27 protein-coding genes are annotated in these 26,615 nt (G+C 28.6%); 9 read left to right on the forward strand and 18 right to left on the reverse strand.

Features of this window, described 5'->3' with window-relative positions; all coding sequences use genetic code 11:
• Positions 1-22: 22 nt before the first annotated feature.
• From SY27_RS17015 to idi, 4 genes are read right to left on the reverse strand one after another with little or no spacing between them, the layout of a single operon-like run.
• Positions 23-988, reverse strand: coding sequence for a type I phosphomannose isomerase catalytic subunit (locus SY27_RS17015; protein ID WP_045972623.1), 966 nt, complete (start codon positions 986-988; stop codon positions 23-25).
• Positions 989-1,023: 35 nt separating this feature from the next.
• Positions 1,024-1,476, reverse strand: a complete 453-nt coding sequence (locus SY27_RS17020; protein ID WP_045972625.1) for a peroxiredoxin — start codon at positions 1,474-1,476, stop codon at positions 1,024-1,026.
• A gap of 1 nt (position 1,477) precedes the next feature.
• Complete coding sequence (locus tag SY27_RS17025) at positions 1,478-1,888, reverse strand: 6-carboxytetrahydropterin synthase (RefSeq protein WP_045972627.1); 411 nt, start codon at positions 1,886-1,888, stop codon at positions 1,478-1,480.
• Between the two features lie 24 nt (positions 1,889-1,912).
• Positions 1,913-2,440 (reverse strand): isopentenyl-diphosphate Delta-isomerase, encoded by a 528-nt coding sequence (gene idi, locus SY27_RS17030; RefSeq protein ID WP_045972831.1) that lies wholly within the window; start codon positions 2,438-2,440, stop codon positions 1,913-1,915.
• A gap of 318 nt (positions 2,441-2,758) precedes the next feature.
• Here idi and SY27_RS17035 point away from each other — a divergent pair, with 318 nt between their 5' ends.
• Positions 2,759-3,205, forward strand: coding sequence for a cold-shock protein (locus SY27_RS17035; protein ID WP_045972629.1), 447 nt, complete (start codon positions 2,759-2,761; stop codon positions 3,203-3,205).
• A gap of 53 nt (positions 3,206-3,258) precedes the next feature.
• Here the strand turns inward: SY27_RS17035 and SY27_RS17040 are convergent, their stop codons facing one another.
• On the reverse strand, positions 3,259-4,815 hold the full coding sequence (locus tag SY27_RS17040; protein WP_045972631.1) for an NAD(P)/FAD-dependent oxidoreductase: 1,557 nt from the start codon (positions 4,813-4,815) through the stop codon (positions 3,259-3,261).
• A 47-nt stretch (positions 4,816-4,862) separates the two neighbouring features.
• Positions 4,863-5,909 (reverse strand): DUF2891 domain-containing protein, encoded by a 1,047-nt coding sequence (locus tag SY27_RS17045; RefSeq protein ID WP_045972634.1) that lies wholly within the window; start codon positions 5,907-5,909, stop codon positions 4,863-4,865.
• A gap of 84 nt (positions 5,910-5,993) precedes the next feature.
• Between SY27_RS17045 and SY27_RS17050 the strand changes: the two genes are divergently transcribed.
• Positions 5,994-6,230 carry a hypothetical protein gene (locus tag SY27_RS17050; protein WP_045972833.1) on the forward strand — a complete coding sequence of 79 codons (237 nt, stop codon included), beginning with the start codon at positions 5,994-5,996 and terminating at the stop codon, positions 6,228-6,230.
• Here the strand turns inward: SY27_RS17050 and SY27_RS17055 are convergent.
• Complete coding sequence (locus SY27_RS17055) at positions 6,227-7,093, reverse strand: AraC family transcriptional regulator (protein WP_045972636.1); 867 nt, start codon at positions 7,091-7,093, stop codon at positions 6,227-6,229. The two genes, SY27_RS17050 and SY27_RS17055, sit on opposite strands and share 4 nt — an antisense overlap.
• A gap of 90 nt (positions 7,094-7,183) precedes the next feature.
• On the opposite strand from SY27_RS17055, the gene SY27_RS17060 reads away from it, so the two are divergent.
• Entirely contained in the window at positions 7,184-7,546 is a 363-nt protein-coding gene (locus SY27_RS17060) for a DUF983 domain-containing protein (protein ID WP_045972639.1), read from the forward strand.
• A gap of 58 nt (positions 7,547-7,604) precedes the next feature.
• Here the strand turns inward: SY27_RS17060 and recQ are convergent, their stop codons facing one another.
• On the reverse strand, positions 7,605-9,800 hold the full coding sequence (recQ, locus tag SY27_RS17065; RefSeq protein ID WP_045972641.1) for a DNA helicase RecQ: 2,196 nt from the start codon (positions 9,798-9,800) through the stop codon (positions 7,605-7,607).
• Between the two features lie 86 nt (positions 9,801-9,886).
• Between recQ and SY27_RS17070 the strand changes: the two genes are divergently transcribed.
• The 4 genes from SY27_RS17070 (at position 9,887) to lptB (ending at position 12,983) form a co-directional block, all read left to right on the forward strand.
• Positions 9,887-10,852 (forward strand): SIS domain-containing protein, encoded by a 966-nt coding sequence (locus SY27_RS17070; RefSeq protein WP_045972835.1) that lies wholly within the window; start codon positions 9,887-9,889, stop codon positions 10,850-10,852.
• Entirely contained in the window at positions 10,852-11,679 is an 828-nt protein-coding gene (tatC, locus tag SY27_RS17075; protein WP_045972643.1) for a twin-arginine translocase subunit TatC, read from the forward strand. Before SY27_RS17070 ends, tatC begins: the two co-directional genes overlap by 1 nt.
• A 3-nt stretch (positions 11,680-11,682) precedes the next feature.
• On the forward strand, positions 11,683-12,033 hold the full coding sequence (locus SY27_RS17080; protein ID WP_045972645.1) for a carboxymuconolactone decarboxylase family protein: 351 nt from the start codon (positions 11,683-11,685) through the stop codon (positions 12,031-12,033).
• Between the two features lie 152 nt (positions 12,034-12,185).
• Positions 12,186-12,983 (forward strand): LPS export ABC transporter ATP-binding protein, encoded by a 798-nt coding sequence (gene lptB, locus SY27_RS17085; RefSeq protein WP_045972647.1) that lies wholly within the window; start codon positions 12,186-12,188, stop codon positions 12,981-12,983.
• Between the two features lie 434 nt (positions 12,984-13,417).
• Here the strand turns inward: lptB and SY27_RS18375 are convergent, their stop codons facing one another.
• From SY27_RS18375 to SY27_RS17130, 9 genes are all read right to left on the reverse strand, one after another.
• Entirely contained in the window at positions 13,418-14,326 is a 909-nt protein-coding gene (locus SY27_RS18375) for a T9SS type A sorting domain-containing protein (RefSeq protein ID WP_052705413.1), read from the reverse strand.
• Between the two features lie 978 nt (positions 14,327-15,304).
• Complete coding sequence (locus SY27_RS17095) at positions 15,305-16,318, reverse strand: NAD-dependent epimerase/dehydratase family protein (protein ID WP_045972649.1); 1,014 nt, start codon at positions 16,316-16,318, stop codon at positions 15,305-15,307.
• A gap of 62 nt (positions 16,319-16,380) precedes the next feature.
• A complete protein-coding gene (locus SY27_RS17100; RefSeq protein WP_045972651.1) occupies positions 16,381-16,956 on the reverse strand; it encodes a Crp/Fnr family transcriptional regulator in 576 nt (191 codons plus the stop codon).
• Positions 16,957-17,442: 486 nt separating this feature from the next.
• On the reverse strand, positions 17,443-17,892 hold the full coding sequence (locus SY27_RS17105) for a sterol desaturase family protein (RefSeq protein WP_045972653.1): 450 nt from the start codon (positions 17,890-17,892) through the stop codon (positions 17,443-17,445).
• Positions 17,892-18,731: a phytoene/squalene synthase family protein gene (locus tag SY27_RS17110; RefSeq protein WP_045972655.1), complete on the reverse strand. Its 840-nt coding sequence runs from the start codon at positions 18,729-18,731 to the stop codon at positions 17,892-17,894. The genes SY27_RS17105 and SY27_RS17110 overlap by 1 nt, the downstream gene beginning before the upstream one ends.
• On the reverse strand, positions 18,731-20,194 hold the full coding sequence (locus tag SY27_RS17115; protein WP_045972657.1) for an NAD(P)/FAD-dependent oxidoreductase: 1,464 nt from the start codon (positions 20,192-20,194) through the stop codon (positions 18,731-18,733). Before SY27_RS17115 ends, SY27_RS17110 begins: the two co-directional genes overlap by 1 nt.
• Positions 20,195-20,222: 28 nt before the next feature.
• Positions 20,223-21,122 (reverse strand): MerR family transcriptional regulator, encoded by a 900-nt coding sequence (locus SY27_RS17120; protein ID WP_045972659.1) that lies wholly within the window; start codon positions 21,120-21,122, stop codon positions 20,223-20,225.
• A 44-nt stretch (positions 21,123-21,166) separates the two neighbouring features.
• Positions 21,167-22,033, reverse strand: a complete 867-nt coding sequence (locus SY27_RS17125; protein ID WP_082084384.1) for a glycoside hydrolase family 25 protein — start codon at positions 22,031-22,033, stop codon at positions 21,167-21,169.
• A gap of 4 nt (positions 22,034-22,037) precedes the next feature.
• Positions 22,038-22,775, reverse strand: coding sequence for a phosphatidylcholine/phosphatidylserine synthase (locus SY27_RS17130; RefSeq protein ID WP_200894166.1), 738 nt, complete (start codon positions 22,773-22,775; stop codon positions 22,038-22,040).
• A 202-nt stretch (positions 22,776-22,977) separates the two neighbouring features.
• Here SY27_RS17130 and SY27_RS17135 point away from each other — a divergent pair, with 202 nt between their 5' ends.
• The gene (locus SY27_RS17135; protein WP_200894167.1) at positions 22,978-24,048 is read left to right on the forward strand and encodes a PorV/PorQ family protein; all 1,071 of its coding nucleotides are present in this window, start codon (positions 22,978-22,980) and stop codon (positions 24,046-24,048) included.
• A 6-nt stretch (positions 24,049-24,054) separates the two neighbouring features.
• Positions 24,055-25,167 carry a DUF4105 domain-containing protein gene (locus SY27_RS17140; protein WP_045972662.1) on the forward strand — a complete coding sequence of 371 codons (1,113 nt, stop codon included), beginning with the start codon at positions 24,055-24,057 and terminating at the stop codon, positions 25,165-25,167.
• A 4-nt stretch (positions 25,168-25,171) separates the two neighbouring features.
• On the opposite strand, the gene SY27_RS17145 is transcribed toward SY27_RS17140, so the two are convergent.
• Entirely contained in the window at positions 25,172-26,557 is a 1,386-nt protein-coding gene (locus tag SY27_RS17145) for a sugar transferase (protein WP_045972664.1), read from the reverse strand.
• Positions 26,558-26,615: the final 58 nt, after the last annotated feature.

The raw sequence follows: 26,615 nt of genomic DNA on the forward strand, positions 1-26,615 counted from the left end.
AATATATTCTAATGATAATGAATTAAATAGAAATTTCTAAAATAGTAGCTTCTCCACTCATATCAACACCTTGAATACTTGCTGGTAATAAAACAGTATCTCCGTTTTTAAAATTATAGTTTTCTTCTTCATAAGAAAGAGTAAAATGGCCTTCTGTACACATTAAAACTGTAAAGGCATCTCTTTTTTTATTCCATGTAACTTCCCCTTTTAACGAAAGAATATTGGTCTTAAAATAATCACAATCTACAACGTTATTTAATTGATTATTATTTAATTCATAATTGACCTTAGCTTGAGTTGTATTATAATTTATAGCATCTAAAGCTAATTCGGTATGCAATTCTCTTTCATTCCCATTTGCATCTACTCTATCCCAATCGTATATTCTATATGTTATATCGCTCGTTTGTTGAATCTCTGCTATAACAATTCCAGCTCCTATTGCATGGATAGTTCCTGTTTCTAAAAAAAACACATCCCCTTTTTTAACAGGCATTTCGTTTAAAATAGAAACAAGTGTTTTATTTTCTAAATGAGCTAAATATTCTTCTTTATTTGAATTTTCTTTAAAACCAACAACCAAACGGGCATTATCATCAGCTTGCATCACGTACCACATTTCTGTTTTTCCAAAAGAATTATGTCTTTTTTTAGCCAATTCGTCATTTGGATGCAATTGAATAGATAAATCTTGTTGCGCATCAATAAACTTAAAAAGTAAAGGAAATTGATTTCCAAATCGATCTAAAACAGATTTTCCTAAAAAGTCTTCAGGGTATAATGCTATAATATCATTTATATTTTTCCCTTCTAAAAAACCACTATTCACCACACTCACATCATTAGGAACTGTTGATATTTCCCAACTTTCACCTGTTATATCCGAATTAATTAATTTATTTAAATATGTTTGAAGTTTTGTTCCTCCCCATATTCTTTCTTTTAAAATAGGATTAAATGTAAGAGGATATAATTTTGTACTCATACTGCGAAAATTATTTAAAATTGGGTTTTCTACAACTATTCTGTCATTTTTTGAATAATCTCTTTTGCTTTTTGAACATGATTTTTAGCTGACATGCTATTAAAGATAAACTGAATAATTCCATTTTTATCCATTACATAAGTAACTCTACCTGGAATTAATCCGAAGAGATTTGAAGGCACTCCAAAAAGCTTTCTGATTTTTTTATTATTATCCGATAATAATAGAAAAGGTAATTTATATTTTTGAGCAAATTTTTCATGAGATTCATTAGAATCTCCACTTATTCCAATAACTTCTGCTCCTAATTCTTTAAACGTTTCATATTCATCTCTAAAACCACATGCCTGAGTAGTACAACCTGGTGTATCATCTTTAGGGTAGAAATAAATCACTAATGGCTTTCCTTTATACTTATCCCAATTAAAGACTGCATTATTATCCTCATTAAAAAAACAAGGTATTTTATCTCCAATTTTTAATGCCATTTTAATTTCCTTTATAGGTTACAAAGTTTCTTGGCGTTTCATATAAAACAATTTCCAAATCTTTATTTTCATCAATAAAAGGTCTTAATTTATTCCAAATTACAATGGCTATATTTTCAGCAGTTGGATTTAAATCTTGAAATTCTATAACATCTAAATTTAAATTTTTATGATCAAAAGTATGTTCTATATGTTCTTTGATTAAATCAGATAAAATTTTAACATCAATTACAAATCCTGTTTCTTGATCTACTTCACCTGTAACACTTACTATTAGTTCATAATTATGCCCATGAAAATTTGGATTATTACATTTACCGAAAATGGCATTGTTTTTCTCTTCAGACCAATCTTTTCTATATAATCTATGAGCAGAATTAAAATGTGCTTTCCTTGAAACAGTTACTCGCATTTTTTATTACTAATATTTTAAAAATTAAACTTTATGATTTTCTAAAAAATGATAAAACTCATCGAATATAATTTTAAACCAAACGGTGTAAACATCTGGATTTACAAGCATATCTTCTTTTACATCTTCAATTTTCATCCATTTCCAGCTTTCTACTTCTTCTTTGTTTATGTTAGGTTCTTCATTATAATGTCCAATCATTACATGATCTAATTCATGCTCCGTTAGACCATTATCAAAAGGCGCTTTATAAATAAAATGAAAAAGTTCTTTTAAGTCAGTAACAAAACCCATTTCTTCCATTAATCGCCTCTTTCCTGCCTGAATATTAGTTTCACTTGGACGTTGATGGCTACAACAAGTATTAGTCCACAACAAAGGAGAATGGTATTTATGAGCTGCTCTTTGTTGAAGCATTATTTCGTTATTATCGTTTAAAACAAAAACCGAAAAAGCTCTATGTAACAATGCATGTTCATGAGCCTCAATTTTTTCCATTAACCCAATAGGTTCATCGTTTATATCTACTAAAATTACTTTTTCTTCTTTCATAATCTTATTATAATCTCTCAAAAGTACAAAAAAAGTTTGGCTTCTAATTGTCTTTCCTTTTTTGTATCCCGTTTCTTTAAAATAAATATCGGTTATTCCATTTTCATGACATCTTTTTTTCCTTTCAAACAAAATATTGAAAATCAATTTCTTAAATAAGTTATATAAGCTAAAATTATTATTGTATCTTTGCTAAACAGAAATTTAATAAATCCTTCCTTATTTACTCTTAATTACTTCTCGAAGTACTATCTCAACAGAGCAATAACTAGCCTTTTTAAATTTTTTATATTAATCACTTAAAATTAAATTCAGTTAATGGCAAGACCTCAAGAAACGTTTAACAAAAAAGAAAAAGAAAAACTTCGCTTAAAAAAGAAGCAAGAAAAACAACAAAAAAAAGAAGCAAGAAAAGCTAATCCAAAATTAGCTGGTGAAGATTTATATGTTTATGTTGATGAAAATGGACATTTAACAGATACTCCACCAGATCCTTCTAAGAAAATAGTTGTTGATGTTGAAAGCATCGAAATTGGTATACCAAAAAGAGAAGAATCAGAAGAAATAGATACTGAAAGAAAAGGTATTGTTGATTTTTATGACACTTCAAAAGGTTTTGGTTTTATAAAAGAAATTGATTCTGATAATAAGTTTTTCTTCCACGTTAAAGGTTTAATTGATGAAGTAAAAGAAGGTAACAAAGTTACTTATGAACTTGAAAAAGGAATGAAAGGGATGAATGCTGTAAGAGTTAAAAAAATCTAACTTAGATATATACATTATAAAACAAAAAGGATAGCAATGCTATCCTTTTTGTTTTATAATGTATCCTTTATTTTCAAAGCACATTTTTCTCCATCAATTGCAGCAGAAATAATTCCACCCGCATAACCAGCTCCTTCTCCACAAGGATACAATCCTTTAATTTGAAGGTGTTCTAATGTTACAGAATCTCTAGGAATCCTAACTGGTGATGACGTTCTACTTTCTGGAGCATGCAATATTGCATCATTTGTAAAATACCCATTCATAGATTTTCCAAATTGTACAAAACCCTCACGCATTGTTTGAGTTAAAAAACTAGGAAATACTTCTCCTAACTCAACAGCAGTTGTCCCTGGAACATAAGATGTTTTAGGAATATTTGATGATACTTTTTTCTGAGTAAAATCGACCATTTTTTGCGCAGGTACTTTTTGAGTTGAACCCGCTAATTGCCAAGCCTTTTGTTCTATTGCTTTTTGAAATTCCATTCCTGCTAAAGATCCAAATTTTGCAAAAGGTTTAAAATCTTCTAATTTCAACTCTACAACAATTCCAGAATTTGCTGTTACTTGATCTCTTTTTGAAGGAGACCACCCATTTGTAACCACTTCTCCAGGACTTGTAGCACAAGGAGCTATAACTCCACCAGGACACATACAAAAAGAGTACATTCCTCTTCCAGACACTTGTTTTACAATAGAATATGGTGCTGGCGGTAAAAATTCACCTCTAAAGTCACATGAATATTGAATTTTATCAATCAGTTCCTGTGGATGTTCTGCACGAACACCTAATGCAAAAAGTTTTGCCTCTATATGTATTTTCTTTTTATCTAATAATTCAAAAATATCGCGAGCAGAATGTCCTGTTGCTAAAATTAACTTATTTGCATGTATAACACTTCCATCTTGTAAAACAACACCATCAACTTCCTGATTTTTAATTAGGATATCTACTACTTTTGTATCAAATAAAACTTGACCTCCACAAGCTATAATCTTTTCTCTAATATCTTGTATAATTTGTGGCAGTTTGTTAGTTCCAATATGTGGATGTGCTTCAATTAAAATTTCATTCGAAGCTCCAAAACCAACTAATAATTGTAATATTCTATCTACATCACCTCTTTTCTTTGATCTTGTATACAATTTCCCATCAGAATAAGTTCCTGCGCCACCTTCTCCAAAACAATAATTCGAATCCTCATTAACTATATGATCTACATTTATTGCTTTTAAATCGCGACGTCTACCTCTTACATCTTTTCCTCTTTCTAATACTATTGGTTTTAAACCTAATTCTATTAATTGTAATGCAGCAAATAAACCTGCTGGACCAGCTCCTACAACTAAAACTTCTTTAGCATTGGTTACAATAGGATAATCTGGTAATTCAATTTTTGATTCAACAAAAGGTTCTCCAACTAGAAAAACATTTGCTTTAATATTTATTTTAATGGCTTTTTGCCTTGCATCAATAGAACGTTTAACTATAACTACTTTTTGAATTTCTTTTGGAGAAACCTGAAATAATTTAGCAACATGATTGGCTAACAAAACTTCGTTAGCTGCTACTTCTGGTGATACTTGAAATTGAAATTCGCGAGGCATCTCTTTTTTTGATTTATTATTTTTGCAAAAGTAATCAATTGATTTTATTATTTTGACTCAAAAGCTCTCAATGCAAAAGAGGCCAACCAATGTTCCCCTTCATAATTTCCATCTACAACAGAAGGTAGTGAAAATTGCAAATGTTCGTCGGCTATTTTTCTTAAATGAGAGAATATTTTAGGATATTGATTACTTAATGTATATAAATTCCAGGCTCTACTAAAGTTTAACCCATCAAGATGTACTAAATGACCATCTGTCCTATCTGAAACTTTTGCCGTTTCCCATTGAAATTTCTTTTTAAACAAACTTGGTGCAAATTTATTTAACCATGATAAAAATTCTTTTTCAGTCAAAATGCGTTGCATCAAACCTATTTCTTCCATACATGGCGATAAAAAATCAGTTCCACTTGGTTCCCATGTAAACGGACAATTTTCATCTTTCAAATACATTCTTAACGCATTCTCTTTAATTATTTTTTGAAAGTTTAGATTATTTGAATACACAGCATAATCCCATGCATTTGTTAATCCGAAAGCAGTATTTGAATGTGTTCCTACTCTAATTGGATATAATAATTTAGGTAAAAATTCTGAATATCTCTCAATTAATAAATTAGTTAACGGTTTTAAATTTTCGGCTAATGGTTTTGCAAAACTTTCTTCACTTTGTTCTAATTCTAATTGAAGTTTTAATAACCAATTCCAACCATAAGTACGCTCGAAAGACTTTTCATGAGCTTTATTAAAATACTCCATTTCTTTTACGATATTCTCTTCTGATAAATTCACTTCTAGTTTTTGAATTATTTCTTTTTTATTATCTAGACTCTTAAAATTATTAATCAAATAGACCAAACTCCAATGGCCATGAACAGAAGAATGCCAATCGAAACAACCATAAAAAGCAGGATGAAGCTCTTTTGGAGACTGTAACTCTGAATCATTAATTAATAATTGATTCAATTTATTCGGATATTCTTGTTGTAAACATTTTATAGGTAATGTTGCTAAATGATTAGCTTGTTCTAAGGTTAGTTCTTGGGAAAATAATTGACCAACTATAAAAACAAAGAAGATTGAGTATTTCATTTGATAAAGTTTTTCTCAAATTTAATAAAAAGCTACCTTTGAATATCGGTTTTTTTGAAAAACGATTCAATAAAATTAACACAAATGCGTAAAATAAAATTAATTTGGGATTTTAGAGGTCAAGCTGCTGCTAAAACAGCCGAGCATCATGAAATTCATTTAAAAGAGTACATTGAAATTGAAAAACTTCCTTTAAATATCACTGGTTTTGATATTATTAATGAAATGCATGCTGTTGCATTTATGGTAGTTGAAGAACAAAATATGATTGAAGTTAGAGATGCTTTAAAACCTCATCGTGGTGAAGTTTATACTTCCTAATTTGACATTTGCTTAATAAACTCTTTTGGATTTATACCTTCATGTTTCTTAAATAGTTTTGTGAAATAATTTGGACTTGAAAACCCTAATTCATCTGCAATTTGATTAATTGTAAGTTTTCGTTCTACCATTAATCGCTTACTTTCAAGGATTACACGTTGTGTTATTAACTCTGTAACTGTTTTATTTACTGTTGCTTTTACAATTCTATTAAGATGCTTTAGAGTAATTGCCATTTTATCAGCATAAAAAGAAGGTGATTTTTCAGTTTTAAAATACTTTTCTAAAAGTTCATCAAACTGTTTTAATTTATAATTATAAATTGGTTTTTCCTGATTTGTTTCTGAAGAATATATTCTAGTTATTTCAATATGAATAACATCTAAAAGGTTTAACAACTTATCTCTTTTATATTGCTTATTATTTTTACTTTCATCAATCATTAAATCAAAATAAGGTTGTAAATGTCCTATTTCAGAATCAGATAAAAGAATTTCAGGATTATTTTTGAAAGATTGAAAAAAAGGATAATGTTCTATTCTTTTTTCTTTAAAATGAAGATTAAAAATTTCTTTCGAATAGAAAACAATATATCCATCAATATCAGGAGAAAGCTTCCATGAATGAATTTGCCCTGGTTGCATTAAAAACAAGCTTCCTTTAGTAATATCAAACGTATCAAAATCAATTGTATGCTTTCCTGTTCCATTAGTAAAAAGAACTAAAAGATAGAAATTGTGACGATGCAATTTTTCAATAAAGTGATGTTTTTTTAAATGCTCTGTAAAAGAGTTTACATATAAATTATTGTAAAAAATGTTTTGTTCAAAATTCTCTATTTCATAAACAGGATATTGTTTCATATAACAAATGTCTTTTTTGTACACTTTTTAGCGAATATACAAAACTTAGTAAAATGAATATTGATTTACTTTTGCATAAATTTATATACTATGAAAAATCTTATAATGAACCTTTTTAGCAATAAATGTCCAAATTGTAATAAAGGGAAAGTTTTTAAGAATGGTCTTATCAATTTTGGTTTTGGATTTCCTAAGATGAATGAAAATTGTCCGAATTGTAATTTAAAATTTGAAAAAGAGCCCGGTTTCTTTTTTGGAGCAATGTTTGTAAACTATGCTGTAGGTTGTGCAGAAGCTTTAATTACTTATTTTATTGCAGCTCCTTTTTTTGATAAAACATTTGATTTGCGAATTTTTCCAATAATTGGGATTGTAATTCTTTGTTTATCTATTACAAACATAAAACTATCGCGATTAATTTGGATCTATATTTTTAAAAATTATTCTAAATAAAAAAATTCCCCAATTATTATTTAATTGGGGAATTTTCTAATATGTAATCTTTCCTTATTTAATTAGCAACTTCAGATATAAATTTAATACGCATTAAACGTAGTTCTTCAATATCATATTCACCATCAAATTCTTTTAAGGCATCTTTTATATTATCTGATTCTGAATCCATATAATAATCATGAATTTCTTCTTGTTGATCTTCATCTAGGATATCATCAAGCCAATAGCTTATATTTAATTTAGTTCCTGAATAAACAATTTGTTCCATTTCTTTCAACAAACCATCCATATCTAAACCTTTTGCTTTTGCAATATCATCTAAAGCTAATTTTCTATCTACATTTTGAATAATATAAAGCTTTAATCCTGAATTTGCTCCGGTTGATTTTACTACTAAATCGTCAGGACGAATAATATCATTGTCCTCAACATATCTTGCGATTAATTCAACAAAATCTTTTCCGTATTTTTTCGCTTTTCCTTCACCAACACCGTGAATATTTCCTAATTCGTCAATAGATATGGGATATTTCAACGCCATATCTTCTAGTGATGGATCTTGAAAAACTACAAAAGGAGGAACACCTAATTTCTTAGCTACTTTTTTTCTAAGATCTTTTAGCATAGCCATTAAAGCTTCATCAGTTGTTGCAGATGATTTTGCTGCTGCAACAATGTTTTCGTCTTCTGCTTCACTATATTCATGATCTTCAGACATCATAAAACTTTCTGGCTTTTCAATAAAACCATGTCCTTTGTCTGTCAGCTTAATTATTCCGTATGTTTCAATATCCTTTTTAATGTATCCTGAAACTAAAACTTGTCTAATTAACGCCATCCAAAAACGATCATCAAAAGCTTTCCCTTTGCCAAATAATGGTTGGAGATCTATTTTATGCGCTTTTATTATGGCATTAACTTTACCATTCAATGCTAAAATAATTTCCTTTGCTTTAAACTGTTCTTTTGTATCCCTTATTACTTTTAATAATAGTTCTACTTGTTCTTGTGCCTCTACTTTTTTCTTAGGATTACGAACGTTATCGTCCATATCAGCACCTTCTCCTGTTTCTGAATCAAATTCTTCACCGAAATAATGTAATAAGTACTTTCTTCTTGACATAGAAGTTTCTGCATAAGCCACTACTTCTTGTAATAAGGCAAAACCTATTTCTTGTTCGGCAACGGGTTTTCCAGACATAAATTTTTCTAGCTTCTCAATGTCTTTATAAGAGTAATAAGCTAAACAATGTCCTTCTCCTCCATCTCTTCCGGCTCTTCCTGTTTCTTGATAATAACTTTCTAACGACTTAGGGATATCGTGATGTATTACAAAACGTACATCAGGTTTATCTATTCCCATTCCAAAGGCTATTGTTGCCACTACTACATCTACATCTTCCATCAAAAACATGTCTTGATGTCTCGCTCTTGTTTTAGCATCTAAACCAGCGTGATAAGGAACAGCACTAATACCATTTACTTGTAATAATTGTGCAATTTCTTCAACTTTTTTTCGACTTAAACAATAAATAACACCCGATTTTCCTTTGTGTTGTTTAATAAAACGAATAATATCAGACTCAATATTCTTCGTTTTAGGTTTAATTTCGTAATACAAGTTGGCTCTATTAAAAGAGGCTTTGAATGTGTTTGCATTTGGCATATCTAAGTTTTTTAGAATATCCTCTTGCACTTTTGGTGTAGCAGTTGCAGTTAGGCCAATAATTGGAATGTCACCCAGTTGTTTAATAATATTCCTCAAGTTTCTATACTCAGGTCTAAAATCATGCCCCCATTCAGAGATACAATGTGCTTCGTCAATAGCAACAAAAGATAGTTTTACTCCTTTTAAAAATTGAGTATATTCTTCTTTTGTTAGCGATTCAGGAGCTACATATAATAACTTGGTTAATCCTGAAGTAATATCACTTTTAACTTTGTTTATCTCCGTTTTAGTTAGCGAAGAATTTAGCACATGAGCAATTCCAGATTCTGAACTTAGTCCTCTAATAGCATCAACTTGGTTTTTCATAAGTGCAATTAGTGGAGAAACTACTATTGCTGTCCCTTCTAAAACTAGAGCAGGAAGCTGATAACATAATGATTTTCCACCGCCCGTAGGCATAATTACAAATGTATTATTTCCGTAAATGATACTGTTAACGACTTGTTCTTGAAGTCCTTTGAATTGGTTAAACCCGAAATATTTCTTTAATTCTTTGTGTAAATCAATTTCGTTTGGTTTCATTCTTTATTAATATGATTTTACCTAAATTTGCAATTATAAAGATACAATTTTCTTTAGAAATACAAAACATTAATATATTTTCTACTTTGGACACAACATCGACTATTTTAAACTCGGCAAAGAATACTATTTTAGCAGAAAGCAAAAGCATATCTGAACTTGTAAACTATTTAACTGATGATTTTGCTGAAGCCACAAAAATTATTTTTAATTCAAAAGGAAGATTGGTTGTAACTGGCATTGGTAAGAGTGCTATTATAGCTCAAAAAATTGTTGCAACACTAAATTCAACAGGAACTCCTTCTGTGTTTCTTCATGCTGCGGAAGCTGTTCATGGCGATTTAGGTATGGTATTACCCGAAGATGTTATTATTTGCATTTCAAAAAGTGGCAATAGTCCAGAAATAAAAGTTTTAGTTCCACTTTTAAAACGCTTTGGAAATACTTTAATAGGAATGACCGCAGATACTAATTCATTTTTAGGAAAAGAATCGCATTATATATTACATGCTTTTGTGGAAAACGAAGCTTGTCCTAATAATTTAGCTCCTACAAATAGTACAACGGCTCAATTAGTACTTGGTGATGCATTAGCTGTTGCCTTAATGGAATTACGCCATTTTAAAAGTGAAGATTTTGCAATTTATCATCCTGGTGGCGCTTTAGGCAAAAAACTTTTACTTAAAGTTAAGGATATGCTCGATACTACTCATACTCCGCAAGTTGCACCAGAAGCAAGTATCAAGAAAGTAATTATGGAAATTTCTGAAAAACGTCTTGGAGTAACTGCTGTTTTAGAAAATAAAGCTATAATTGGAATTATTACTGATGGTGATATTAGAAGAATGTTAAACAACAATGATACATTTACTCATTTGGTAGCTAAAGACATTATGACTAAAAATCCTAAACATATCAATTCAAATATTTTAGTCTCTGAGGCTTTAAATATTTTAGAAAACAATGCTATTACACAATTAGTTGTCTCAGATGATGGTATTTATAAAGGTATATTACATTTACATGATATTTTAAAAGAAGGAATTGTATAATGGGTAAGAAAAACATTAGTGAAATGTCATTTTTAGACCATCTTGAAGAACTAAGGTGGTTATTAATAAGAAGTACTCTTGCCATATTAGTTTGTGCTGTTGTTGCTTTTTTCTTTAGTAATTTCATATTTGATGAAATCATTTTTGGACCTAAAAGTCCCGATTTTATTACTTATCGTTTCTTTTGTGATTTATCACAAGATTTTGGATTAGATAAAAGTTTATGTATTACAGAAATTAATCTCCCGATTCAAAATAGAGAAATGGGTGGCCAGTTTTCAATACATTTATGGACTTCTATAACCGTTGGTTTTATATTTTCGTTTCCTTTTATATTGTGGGAAATATGGAAATTTATTAGCCCTGCTTTATATGAAACAGAAAAAAAATACGCTTCAGCATTTATCATAGTTTCTTCATTACTATTTTTTATAGGCGTATTGTTTGGATATTATGTTATTGCTCCATTATCTGTTCAGTTTTTTGCTAGTTACATTGTAAGTGCAGAAATTAATAATTCCATTGATATTACATCATACATTAGCTTGATGAAAACGTCAGCCGTTGCTAGTGGTTTATTATTTGAATTACCTATTATTATTTATTTCTTAACAAAATTAGGATTAGTTACACCTTCTTCTTTAAGAAAATACAGAAAATACACTCTTGTTATTGTTCTTGTTTTATCTGCAATTATTACACCTCCAGATGTAATTAGTCAAATTATTGTTGCAATACCAATAATGATTTTATATGAAATAAGTATTTTAATAAGTGCTGCTGTTATGAAAAAAGAAATTACAACAACCGATTTAAAAAAATATTAAAACATGTCTGATTTAGTAAAAGAATTCAATGATTATCGTGCTAAAATGAATGAAAAATTATTAGCTGATAATAACAAAGTGATTAAAAGAATCTTTAATGTAGACACAAATGCTTACATGGAAGGCGCATTAGACGTTAAAACGAAGGAACTTTTAGGTTTAGTTGCTTCTGCTGTTCTACGTTGTGATGATTGTGTTAAATACCATTTAGAAACATCATATAAGGAAGGCATTACAAAAGAAGAAATGATGGAAGCTATGGGAATTGCTACTCTTGTAGGTGGATCAATTGTAATTCCACATTTAAGAAGAGCCTATGAATTCTGGGAAGCTTTAGAAGAAACAAATAACTAATCGCTAAAAAACATATAAGGGATTCATATCTTCTTTTGAATTAAATCCTTTTCAGCCTAAACTAAATAATTGTTAATTCATTTATTTGTTTAATGGTTTATTTGTTTATTTGTCTAATAATATTAGAATTTATTTATTCTAACAATCTGAACATGAAATTAAGAGCAGAAAATTTAATAAAAACTTACAAAAAAAGAAGTGTTGTAAAAGGGATTTCTGTTGAAGTAAATCAAGGTGAAATCGTAGGTTTACTAGGACCAAATGGAGCTGGAAAAACAACTTCTTTCTACATGATTGTAGGTTTAGTGAAACCAAACAGCGGAAATATTTTTCTTGACGATATGAATATTACTAATTTCCCAATGTACAAACGTGCACAACATGGAATTGGTTATTTGGCTCAAGAAGCATCTGTTTTTAGAAAATTAAGTATTGAAGATAATATTTTAAGTGTTCTTCAATTAACCTCTCTTTCAAAAGCAGAACAAGAAGCAAAAATGGAAGCCTTAATTGATGAGTTTGCATTACAACACATTCGTACAAATAGAGGTGATTTACTTTCAGGAGGTGAAAGAAGACGTACTGAAATAGCAAGAGCATTAGCTACTGATCCAAAATTCATTTTACTTGATGAGCCTTTTGCTGGTGTTGACCCAGTTGCTGTAGAAGATATTCAACGAATTGTAGCACAATTAAAGAATAAAAATATTGGTATTTTAATTACCGATCACAATGTACAAGAAACATTGGCCATTACTGATAAAACCTATTTAATGTTTGAAGGAGGAATTCTTAAAGCGGGAAAACCAGAAGAATTAGCAGAAGATGAAGTAGTAAGGAGAGTTTATCTAGGTCAGAATTTCGAATTAAGAAAAAAGAAAATCGATTTTGAAGCTCCAAAAACTACAATTATACATGGAAAAGGAGAAGTTTTGAAAAATGAAGAATAAAAAATTACTATAAAAAAGATTACTGAGAGGTAATCTTTTTTGTTTATACACCTTTTAAAGCAGAGAGCAATAATTTTCAATAGAAAATTCCACCCGATTTCCGCATTACACGATGACTTGTTACAATTAAAGTTAAAATAGAACTCTAGTCTTTTTAAACACTAAACAAACAATGTTTAGACTTATATATCCTCATTCTAAAATTTACTGCCTTTGCGTTTAATAAAAACATAACCTTAATACACACCAAAGTCAGGAAAATTTGAAGAGCGAGGAAAATCGTTATTGAACAACCTATTTATATTAGTATTCTCCGAATAATAATGCATTTTGTAGTAAAAAAACAACCTCTCTTAAAAGTCATTTAATAAGATTATTTTTAAAAGAATGAAGGTTGTGTAATAGCTACACCAATCTTAGTATTTTTTTACTTTTCATTCTTTTAGAAATTTAATTATATTTCCATTATCTAATTTCAAGAAATACACTCCATTTGAAAAATTACTTATGTCAATTGCTTCATCTGTTCCAATAACCCCTTCTTTAATTTTTTCGCCTAATAAATTATCAATACTAAAATTTTCATTCTTGTTTAACCCTGAAATTTTAATAAAATCACTACTAGGATTAGGGTATAATTTTATTTTATTTTGATTTATTGTAAATTCATCATTATTTAATAAATCACTGCCTCCTAACAGTCTTACATTGTCAATTAACCACGTATCTGAACTAGAACTGCTCCTAGCTGTTATTTTAATTTTTAATTGATTTATAGTTCCTGGAAATAATATTCCAACAGTACTGTATCCATTTTCTGTTGCCAACCCAGAATTTGTTGGTTGAAAAAGTACTTCATCAGTTGGTTGATAATCAACAATCGCAATTCCTGTTGCATCATAAGCCCAAAAACTATTATTATTTAAAGCACCCCTAATTCTTAATCTATTATAAAAAGTACTTCCATTATCGAGACTATATTCAACCAAAACATAATCTAGATTATCAGGTCCACCAGAAGAGCCATTTAAATTCATAGCAGCCAATTTAAATTCAAATAATATTTCATCATATACCGTAGGAATTGCTATGTTACTAAATTCTACTGTTAAACCAGCAGAAATTTGTGTTGTTTCCCAAGCTCTTGAATTATTAATCCCAATTGGACTATTTTCTGGTGCAGCCGAAGAGGCTGAAATACCACTATTATAATTTGGAGTACCTGTAAAAGTCCAAGTAGGTGTTGTTGGAGTAATTTCAAAATCTTGAATCGCTATTAATGTTTGAGAATGAATAGGAAGTATAAAAGACAAAAGAGCAATTAAAAAATAAAGTTGTTTCATTTATAAAAAATTAAAAGTTATTTAGGCTTTAATGTTTTCTAACTTATTTATATGTCTCATAAAATCATACAAAACCAGCCTTTTTTAGATAATTGTATAACAAATACCACATTTATTAATTTTCAAATATAACTATAATTCGTTAATAAATTATCAAATATACTTCCCCTTTAAAAAGGTTTTGTGTCTTAAAAAATAAAAAATCCCTAAAACGAAAAATCATCTTAGGAATTAGTATTTAACTTAATATAGTGAAAAGAGCATTATAACAAGATACATCATTACTCAAAATCCTAAATATGTAAAACGAATGGTCAGAGTAAGAAGCAAAACAGTAGAACCTGTATTAGGTACGCTGATTAATTTTCTGAATATAAAAAAAACACAGTCTAAATTATAGGTTTTTCTGCTCCTTTATGCATTGAAATACAAAATCCTGTAATTTAGACTGTTTTTTAATCCAAATATTATCAGTTTGAATTAATTTTAGAACATTGTCTTTTGTTTTTGTTAAATTCTTTATTACTTATTCCATAGTATTGTTGGTATAAGTGAGTTATTTCTATTACATTATCAATTTGCGTCTTTAGAATTTGATTTCCATTTTTAAATTCAGTAAAATTTTGTTTTCTATTTTGTAGAATGAACGATTTTTAATTTCATACCAATTAATTTTATCTAATTGGAATAACTCCTTTATAAACTTTTCAGAGCCAAGAAATTGAAATTATTTGGCCTTTTTTTAGGTTAGAGATTTTTGATATTTTTTCAAACTGATTTTTATCCCATTTCTTAGCGTATAAATAACATACTCTATTCGTAATTAAGCCTATTATCTGACATTTTCCATCTTTTAAGCGGATTTTATATGACTACTTTTCGGATTACAATATACTTTAATAAAATGAAAAACGGTTCAAGTTTGTACTTAAACCGCTATTGCATATACGCGTTGTTAGTAGCATACCCTTTTTGTCTTCAGTTGAAACGATTTTCATTCTCACTCAAATATTTCATAGCTTCTTTAACTGCTTTTTCAGAACTCTTTGGTTTGAAACCTAATTCTATCCGTGCTTTTGAAATGTCAAAGTCTTGTTGAAGTCCTGAAAACATTGCAATATCTTTGGTTGTGAGCAATGGTGCTTTGCCGCTTATTTTACTTCCTATTTCCATAAACCACGCAATTGTAAATAAAATTGCTTTTGGAACTGCCATAGGCATCTTAATTTTCAATTCTGGAAATAACTCCTGTGCAATTTTTGTCGTATTTTTTATTGATGTGCATTTTTCATTTGCTAAGATATAACGTTCGCCATTTATACCTTTTGTTGCCGCTAAATAGCAACCTTCGGCAACGTCTTTCACGTCAATCCAATTTAGTGTGATGTTGGTTTCAACAGGGATTTGTTTTTTCAGAATCAAGTAGATGATATTGTAAGAAACGTTTAGTGGTGCAAACGCTTCACTACCTATCATTGCTGAAGGCAACACGGCAACCAATTCAATATTGTGTTTTTTTGCCAATTCAAATGCTAATTTTTCTCCGTCATTTTTTGAATTATAATACATATCTCTGCGGTCGGAATTGTAGCCGTAATTTTCTTTTGTGGGAAGTTTGGAATAATCCAATGCTGCGATTGAACTCACATATACAATTCGTTTTACGCCTGCTGCGGCTGCGGCTTCAATTTGCAGTTTTGTGCCTTCAAGATTTACATCATAGATTTCCTTTTTCGGGTCTTTTGCCCAAAGTTTGAATGCTGCACCAACAGCATAGAAAACATCAACGTCTCGTAAAGCGTTTATCAAAGATTGTTTGTCTGTGATATCGGCTTGAACTACTTCGCAATTCAGTCCCGAAAAGAGTTCTTTGTTTTTAATGTTGCGAACTGAAGCTCGAACAGGAATGCCTTTTTCAATGAGCAATCTCACTAAATTGTTACCAAGATGTCCGTTTGCACCTGTAACCAATGCTAAATTTTTCTGTGCCATGTTTTGATGTTTAAATATGGAACAAAGTTCGAAATTGATTTTTCAAACACACTTCGCAAATGTTACTTAATAATTTCCTTTCGTATTCTACTCAAACTTTTTGGGTTCATTCCTAAAAACGAAGCAATATATTGCAACGGAACGTTGTGTAAAATGTGTGGATAGTTGTCAATGAGTTTTCGATAACGTTGTTCTGCCGTTAGTGATGCTAATTCTTTTGAACGATTGTCGTTATATGCAAGCGATTGTTGAAAAACCAAAATGCTGAAATCTTTAAACGCTTTGCTTTGCTGTGTTAGCAAATCCAAATTGTCTTTGGTAATTCTAAGCAATTCACAATCCGTAATGCACTCTAAATTTTCGTTTGCCTTTGTTTGATTGATAAAGTTGAAATACGAAGTAATAAATCCAGGCGGACAATTTATGTGTGTTGTTACTTCATCTCCTTTGTCATTGTAATGAAACAACCGCACAAAACCCAAAACTATGAAGTAGAGATATTTTGGGATTTTTTTTTCTTCCTCAATAACTTTGTTTTTTGGTAAAAACACGGGTTCAAAATACTGTCTGCACCAGTCCGAGTCATTGTCGGAAAGTGTTACATTTTGAGATATGAGTTTCAATAGTTGTCCGTGCATTTTGAAAAGTTTGAAAAATCTGTCTGTCAGTATCGGGTTCTACTAACTAGTTTATATGTCTCATAAAATCATACAAAACCACCCTTTTTTAGATAGTTGTATAACAAATACCATATTTATTAATTTTCAAATATAACTATAATTCGCTATAAATCATCAAATATACTTATCTCTTAAAGAGATTTTATGTCTTAAAAAACAAAAAATTCCTAAAACGAAAAAATCATCTTAGGGATTAGCATTTAACTTAATATAGTGGCTTAAAGTAAGCTACAAGTTCAACAACTATTACATTATTCGCTTAGTTATTTTGTATTTAATATTTTTATTACAAAACTTCTCAATAGACTTCGAGCTTGAAACAACGTGTATTGATAAGTATTTCTATAATAGAAATTGAAAATATTAATTTATGTGAAGTTTTTATTGTTTAATCTATTTTCTCTGTAAAACTAAAAACAAATATTTTATCATTTGGAATATAGTTTACATCGAAAAATATTTAAAAGGTACATATAACATTCCGAAACATTCTCCATGTTCTTTTCCTAAATGTTTATGATGTATTTTATGTGCTTTTCTTAATCCTACTAAATATTTATTTTTTGTATTCTTAAACCATTTAAATCGTTGGTGGATTAATACATCGTGAATTAAGAAATAGGCTATCCCATAACATAATATTCCTAATCCTATAAAAAACAAAATATTCAAAGTTGGATTTACTCCAAAATAGAATAAGGCAATACTTGGAATGGCAAAAATGATAAAAAAAGCATCGTTCTTTTCAAAAACACCATTATACTTTGGTTGATGATGGTCTTCATGTAAATACCATAAAAAACCATGCATTACAAATTTATGTGTAAGCCAAGTTACTGCTTCCATGAGTAAAAAAGTAACTAGAGTTGTTATAAAATAGAATAGAATAGTCATTAGGCAATAATATTTAATTGATAGCGAACGTATGATTTTCCCAAAATTAGTAATTTTAAAGGATTTGAAACGCGAATTCGTTTACTTAAAAACTCTTCTGGTTCGGTTTTATTTATTTTTTTCATTAAGCTTTTATAATATCTATACGCTGTATAAACTCCAAATTTTGCTTCTGTTGGTAATTTTAAAATTCCTTTAAAAGCTTCTTCAAAATCAGCGTTAATTTCGGCTACAATTTGTTTTTTATTTTCATTGGTTAACGAAGAAAAATTAACACCTGGAAAATAAATACGACCTAAATTTTCATAATCATGTTTTAAATCTCTCAAAAAATTTACTTTCTGAAAAGCAGATCCTAGTTTCATTGCACTGTGTTTTAATTCATTGTATTTGGTTTCATCACCTTTTACAAACACTTTTAAACACATCAAACCGACAACATCGGCAGATCCAAAAATATAGGTTTCAAATTCTTCTATTGAAGTATATTCTTTCTTTGTTAAATCCATTCGCATGCTATGCATAAATGGAGGAACTAAATCGTGCAAACCATATTGATGAACCACTTTTTGAAAAGCATTTAAAATGGGATTTAAACTTATTTTTCTATCCAATGCTTTTTGATATTCTTTTTCAAACTCATCTAATAAGGTTTCTTGTTCGTATCCTTCAAAAGAATCAACAATTTCATCTGCGCAACGAACAAATCCATAAATAGCATAAATTTCATCCTGAATATCAGGAGATAACATTTTTATGGCTAATGAAAAAGAAGTACTATACTTTTTCGTTATTTTTTTACTGCATTCTAAAGATGCTTGGTCAAATAATACTTTCATTAGGAGAATTCTTTTATGATTTTTTCACTTACAATTTTTCCAGAGATTAATGAAGGTGGAACACCTGGTCCAGGAACTGTTAATTGTCCTGTAAAAAATAAATTTTGAACTTTTCTACTCTTTATTTTGGGTCTTAAAAATGCGGTTTGGGTTAATATATTTGCTAATCCATAGGCATTTCCTTTATAGGAGTTATAATCTTTTATAAAATCATTTATACAATATGATTCTACGAATATAATGTTTTCTTTAACTGATTGATTCGTTGTTTTTTCTAATCGATTTATAATTTTATCAAAATATTCATTTCTAATTTCTTGTGTATCTTTTAATCCTGGTGCAATCGGTATTAAAAATGTAGCTGCTTCTTTTCCTTCGGGAGCAAAAAAGGAATCTGTTATTGATGGAAAGCTAGCATAATATAATGGTTTTTTTGGCCATACTTTTGTGTCATAAATTTCTTTTGCATGTGCTTCAAATGGTGTATCAAAAAATAATGTGTGATGCGATACATTTTTTAATTTTTTATCAAATCCAACATAGAATAATAATGATGATGGTGCAAATATTTTTTTGTTCCAATATTTTTCAGAATACATTCTATCTTCTTCATTTAATAATTGTTCGGAATGATGATAATCGGCTCCGCTTAAAATGATATCAGCAAACTTGTTTTTATTATTAACACAAATTCCTTTTGCTTTCTTATTTTCAACTAAAATCTTAGTAACATTTGCATTCGTTATAATTTCAACACCTAATTCTTTTGCTAGTGTTTCTATTGCTTCTATCACGGCATACATTCCTTTTTTTGGATGCCAAGTTCCTAATCCAAAATCGGCAAAATTCATAAAACTATAGAACGAAGGTGTATTTGATGGTTTTGCTCCTAAAAATAAAACTGGAAATTCTAAAATTTTAATTATTTTTTCATTTTTAAATCGCTTTCTTACTTGTTGACTTATTGTAGAGAAGAATTGATTAACACGTACAATTGTTTCTGCATTTACTAATTCCAAAGGTGAATCGCCTGGTTTATATACCATTTTTTCTACTGCAATTTTGTAATTTTCTTGTGCTTCTTTAATAAAAGCACGTAGTTTTTCAGCACTTCCTTTTTCTATATTTTCAAAAGTGGATGCAATATCTTCTAAGTTATCTGAAATAGTAATTTTTTCATTCTCTTCGAAATATACTTCATAAGCTGGAGATAATTTTTCTAGTTCATAATAATCGGATACTTTCTTTCCAAAATCATTGAAAAATTTCTCAAAGACATCTGGCATCCAATACCATGTTGGTCCAATATCAAAATGAAAGCCTTCTTTTGATAATCTTCTTGCTCTTCCTCCTACTGTTTCATTTTTTTCAAAAACAGTAACTTCATTTCCTGCTTTTGCTAAATAGCAAGCTGCCGAAAGTGATGCAAATCCTGAGCCAATTATTATGATTTTATTATTCATTAATTATCGGTTTTATACTTACTATTATTTAATTTTCTAAATCGAGTGCTAAATTTTGTATTCCAGAATATAATGTAATACCATTATATTTTTTAGTTACTTGCTGAACTTTTTTCCCTAAGACAAATAATTTATTTGGTGTTCCTTTTAAAATTCTCTCACTAAATTTTTCTAGGTAGTTGTCTACTTCTTCGTTTTCTGGTTGTACTGTGAAATAAGAAACAAAACAGACTTCTTCAAAATAGGTTTCCATATCTTCTAAATCTTCCATTGGAACGCTTTCTCCTAAAAAAATGGTATTATACCCTCTATTGAGTAATATATAGTTTATGAAAAGTAATCCTAATTCGTGTATTTCATTGAATGGTAAATAGAGAACAAAAACTTTTTTCTTATTATTCTTTTCTTTTTTACTTACTTGTTCAATTTCAGTATATAGTTTTTGTCTTATTAAGGAGCTTATAAAATGTTCATGAATGGGCTTTAAGGTAGATGTTTGCCACAAAACACCTATTTCATCAAGAAGTGGTGCAAATACTTCATAAAAAATAGTTTCAAATGTTTTAGTTTTAGCTAGTTTCTCATAATTTTCATGAAATAATGTATCATTAAAATTAAACATTGCATATTTTAATGACGTAATAGCTAAGGAGGCATTGTTTTTATCTGAATAGATTTGTTTTACTAAATCATTTATTTCTTCAATGGATAATGATGATATTTTAGATATTTTATATCCAAAACTATTTAAAAAAGAGATGTTAAGCAGTTTTAAGAGATCGTCTGAGTTGTAAGACCTTATGTTATTTTCATCTCTACTAGGAGAAAAAATAGCATATCTTTTTTCCCAAATTCTAATAGTATGTGCTTTTATTCCTGATAAATTTTCAAGATCTTTTACACTAAAAACAGCTTTTAAATTGTTCATCGTTTTTAAATAATCGTTAAACAAATATAAAGCTATTTTTTGATTTAATGATTTAATGCACTAATAAATGTAACAAAATCACCATTAAACACATTTAGATCTACAAGTCCGTTTATACCTGAAACCTTTCCTTTTTCAGTAAATTGCCATAGCAACCATTCTTTATCTAGTTCTTTTCTCCAAAGATTGTAATTAGCAATCCAAAAGGTATATTCTGAAAATTCGTCTTTTAAAAAATCATTATAATAGCTTTCACCTGAATATATTATAGGTTTCATTTTATAATGGTTTTCTACTTTAATTAACCATCTTTTTAAACCTACTTTTAAACTATCTATAGATTGTGTTTTAGGTAATTTCTCTATATCTAAAACGGGTGGAAAATCTCCTTTTTCTAACTTAACCGTGTTAATAAAGTTATTAGCTTGTTGTATGGAGTTTTCATTAGGTCGGTAATAGTGATAAGCACCTCTTATTATTTCATTTTTTTTAGATTCTTGCCAATTTTTTTTAAACTTAGAATCGACTTTATCTTTTCCTGCTGTAGCTCTAATAAAGGCAAAAGAAAGTTTAAATGTATCTTCTACTTTTCCTAATTTATCCCATTGGATATTTCCCTGATATTCAGAAACATCAAACCCGAAAATAAAATCATTGTGTGAACTTAATACTTCATAAATTCTTATATCGGCAATTTTACGATCTTCTTTTGAAAGTTCGCTTACATTTTTATTCGTTTTGAATCCTAGATAGTATAGAAATCCATCTCTAAAATGATAAGCTGTAACACTTAAAGAGGTAAAAACGGCTATAGAGAACAGAATTAGAAATAGTTTACCTATAGAAAATGCTTTTTTCTTTGGTTTTGATTTTTTCCTGGTAACAGGTTTTGATCCTTTTCTAATTGTCACAAATTTACTTTTTAGAAAGCTTATTTAAGAAAACTGAAACAATGATGTAGCTAAATATGATAATAGGAATAGCCACAAAGTTTAATATTGATAATAATAGTATTGAATATAATAAGAATACGATTTGAAGTTTTGCGTTTTCCCAATTAAATTTTTTAAATTTTAAAGAGAAAAGTGAAATTTCGGCATTTAACAAATAAGTACTCACTATTGTAACTGCTAGAAGAATGTAAGGATTATCTAACATTCCTGTTAACCATGGATAAGCATCTACGTATTCTATCATAGGAATGCTCATAATCAACAAAGCATTAGCTGGTGTTGGCAATCCTATAAATGAATCTGTTTGTCTTGTGTCAATATTAAAATTAGCTAATCTATAGCATGATGCTAAGGTGATTAAGAATCCTAAATAGGGTACAAATCCCATATAAAAGGTTTCTTCTGTTAGCATAAAATTTGGATTATTTAATTGTATGTTTTCAAATAGTTTAAAAACCATTAAACCAGGTACAACACCGCTTGTTACCATATCTGCTAATGAATCTAATTGTAATCCTAGTTCACTTGGTACATTCAATTTTCTTGCTAAGAATCCATCCCAAAAATCAAAAAATATACCTAAACATACAAACAAAAATGCATGGTCATAAAAACCGTTAAAAACACTAATTAAGGCTAATAAGCCACTTAATAAATTCAACAATGTTAAAGCGTTAGGAATAAATCTTTTAATATTCATACAATATTTACTTTTAAAAAATGTTCTTTTTTATAATAGTTATATATGCAAAAGTACTTCAGAAATACAATTATTATAGGTAAAAAAGAACGATATATTAGGTTTTATCTAAATTAAGAACAAATGTAATACAATAAGTTAATACATTTAGAGTTTAGTAATTAAGAATTTTATTTCATCTTTGTAAAAATTTATATTAGATTTGAAAAAGTCCCTATTAATAATTTCATGCTTATTCACATTATTATCGAATAGTCAAACGATTAGAAAGTATTCTAATGAGTTTTTGAGTATTGGTGTTGATGCTGCTGCTCTTGGAATGAGTAATGCAGTAACAGCACAAACAAGTGATGTTAATTCTGGCTATTGGAATCCGGCTGGCTTATTAAAACTTGAAGACAAGCAGTTTTCGTTAATGCATGCTAATTATTTTGCAAATATAGCGCAATATGATTATGCTGGTTTTGCAATGCCTATTGATGATAGAAGTGCTTTAGGCGTTTCATTAATCCGTTTTGGTGTAGATGACATTCTAAACACCACACAGCTTATTGATAATCAAGGAAATATTGACTACAATAGAATTTCACTTTTTTCAACAGCCGATTATGCTTTAACGGTTTCTTATGCTAGAAAACTTCCTTTGGATGGTATTAATTATGGTGTTAACGCTAAAGTAATTCATAGAATAATTGGAGATTTTGCAAGTTCATGGGGTTTTGGTTTTGATATTGGTATTCAATATGAAAGTGATAATGAGTGGCTTTTTGGTTTAATGCTTAGAGATATTACTACAACATATAATACTTGGATAATTAACGAGGAAGAATATCAAAAAATTAAAGATGCTGTTCTTGGTGAGAATCAAGAATTACCTGAGACTAGTGAAGTGACATTACCAAAAGCGCAATTAGGAATTGCTAAAAAATATATTTTTAGATATGACTATAGTTTAACGGCTGCTGCTAATTTAAATATGCAGTTTGCCAGAACAAATGATATTATTTCAAGTGATATTGTAAGTATTGATCCTGCATTAGGTTTTGAATTTGGTTATGTAGATTTAGTATTTCTTCGTGCTGGTGTTGGTAATTTTCAAAAAATCACACAAATTGACGATTCAAATAAATTGAGTTTTCAACCGAATATTGGTTTAGGTTTTAAATATAAAGGAATACAAGTAGATTATGCTTTAACAGATTTAGGCGATCAAAGTGCGGCTTTATATTCTAATATTTTCTCGTTGAAAGTAGATTTTGATGTTTTTAGATAGAAAACTATGATTAAAAAAATACACTTCTTTTGTTTATTATTTATTTCTACTATTAGTTTTTGTCAGACTATTCAATTATCTGATGAAGCAAAAGTAAGTATTCTAACTTGTGGAACTGGAAATGAATCTTATTCTCTTTATGGTCATACTGGTATTAGGATTAAAGATGAAATAAATAATATTGATGTCGTTTATAATTATGGTACTTTCGATTTTAACACTCCCAATTTCATTTTAAAGTTTGTAAAAGGCGACTTACAATATTTTGTTTCTACAAGTTACTATCCTGATTTTGAATATTCATATAGATACGAAAATAGGTCTATTTATCAACAAACATTAAATCTTTCTCAAGAGAAGAAACAATTTCTATTTGACAATTTAAATAATTCATTAAAAAGTGAAGAACGATTCTATATGTATAAATTTATAGATAAGAATTGTACGAATATGGTAGTGGATAAAATCAATTATGTTTTAAAAGATTCTGTGATTACTACTAAAAAACCTGTAGAAATTAGTTATAGAGAAATATTATTTCCTTATTCAAAGGATCATTTTTTTGAACAATTAGGCATTAATATTATTTTTGGAGCTAAGGTAGATAAGAAAGCGGATCGATTATTTCTTCCTTTTGAATTATTAGAAGTATTAAAAGAAACAAAACACAACAATCAATTACTTATTACAAATACTGAAACACTTTTTGAAGCAAAACCGTCTTCTTTTACACCTTCAATTTTAAATAGTATATATACTGTAATTGTTGTTCTACTTCTTATTGTTTTAGTCAATAAAAAATCGTTGAATTTAATTTATTTTACGAGTATTGGTTTAATAGGTTTATTCCTTTGCTCGGTAGGATTTTATTCTTTTCATGAGGAAGTTACATGGAATTATAATGCGTTATTATTTAATCCTTTGTATTTAATTTTAAGTTATTATTTATTCAAAGAGAATAAGGCGAAAATAATTCTAATAGGGAAAGTAATCTTTGGTTTACATATTATTTATGTTCTTTATATGCTTAACAAGGTTCACTTGTACTTACTTCTTCCTTTTATAATTAGTCATTTATATTTAGTAGGTAGACTTCTTTTATCGAATAAAAAAAGGTAACATATTATTGACCTCTTGCAAAAAGGACAGTACTTAATGTTTTTATTACAATATTAATATCTAAAAATAAACTTCTATGTTTTATATAATATAAATCATATCTAAGTTTCATTAAACTGTCTTCAAGGTTTTCACCATAAGGATAATTTACTTGTGCCCAACCTGTTAATCCTGGTTTTATAACGTGTCTTATTTGATACAACGGAATATTTGCTGCTATTTCATCAACAAAAACTGGTCGCTCTGGTCTGGGTCCTATAATTGCCATTTCTCCTTTTAATACGTTTATAAACTGTGGAACCTCATCAATACGTAATCTTCTTAAAAATTTTCCAAAAGGGGTAATTCTTACATCATTTGTTGTAGCAAAAACAGCTCCTTTGCTTTCTGCATTAACAATCATGGTTCTTAGTTTATATATTTTAAAAGGAATATTGTTTTTACCTACTCTTTCTTGTGTATAAAATAAAGGTCCTTTGTTCCAAATTAAATTTAAAAGAGATAAAAAAGGAATTAATAACACTAAACATAGTAACCCAATAAATGAAAATAAAATATCTAAAAACCGATTATAATATATATATAATGCGTTTTGATTATTTCTACTAAATGGGAAAAATTTATATAGCTCTTTATTATCATCAAACTGTATAGGAAGTCGATTTGTACTATATTCATATAGTTCTGAATATTCTCTTATTACTACTCCTTTTTCAAGTAATTGTAATAAATGAGTATATAACTCTGAATAAACTGATTTAGATAAATCACTAGTAACAATTATTTCAGAAACATGATTTTTTGAAACCTCATCTGCTAATGATTCAAGGTCAATTTGCTTTATATTTCCTTTAGTCTTTTTATCATCAATAGAGACATGACCTACTATTTTATAATGTGGATTTACTTTCGTTAGTTCCTCTATTAATTTTTCTATTTTTTTACTACTTCCTACAAAAATGACTCTTTTTATAAATCTATTAGTTGCTAAAAAAACAATATAAGCATTTCTCCAAATTAATAATGATACTAAAATAGCAAAGAAAAACAATAAAATTTGCAATCTATTTGAGGGTAATATAGGAGTATAAAAAGGTGTTAACAAATAGAGTAATGTAGTAACTGCTGTTGTTAGTATTATACTTTTTAAAATTTGAAATTTATTACTTGCAACTTGTAAATTATACATTTCAAATATTGTTCCTATTACATTAATATAACAAGCTAAGACAATCGTCCAGTAATAATTGCTTGAATTTATTTGAAAGTAATCAAAATAAAAAAATTTGCCTATAAAGTAAAGTGTAAATAGTACAAAAAAGATATCAAAAACACGCAAAAGAATTTTCCTTTCTGATATCTCAAAATGCATCTTCTTTTTATTAGTCATAATTTGGGGAATTATTCTTGTGCAAATTAAGAAATAAAAATTCAGGAATTGAACAAAA

This window comes from Flavobacterium sp. 316, from assembly GCF_000967805.1.
Lineage (GTDB): Bacteria > Bacteroidota > Bacteroidia > Flavobacteriales > Flavobacteriaceae > Flavobacterium > Flavobacterium sediminilitoris.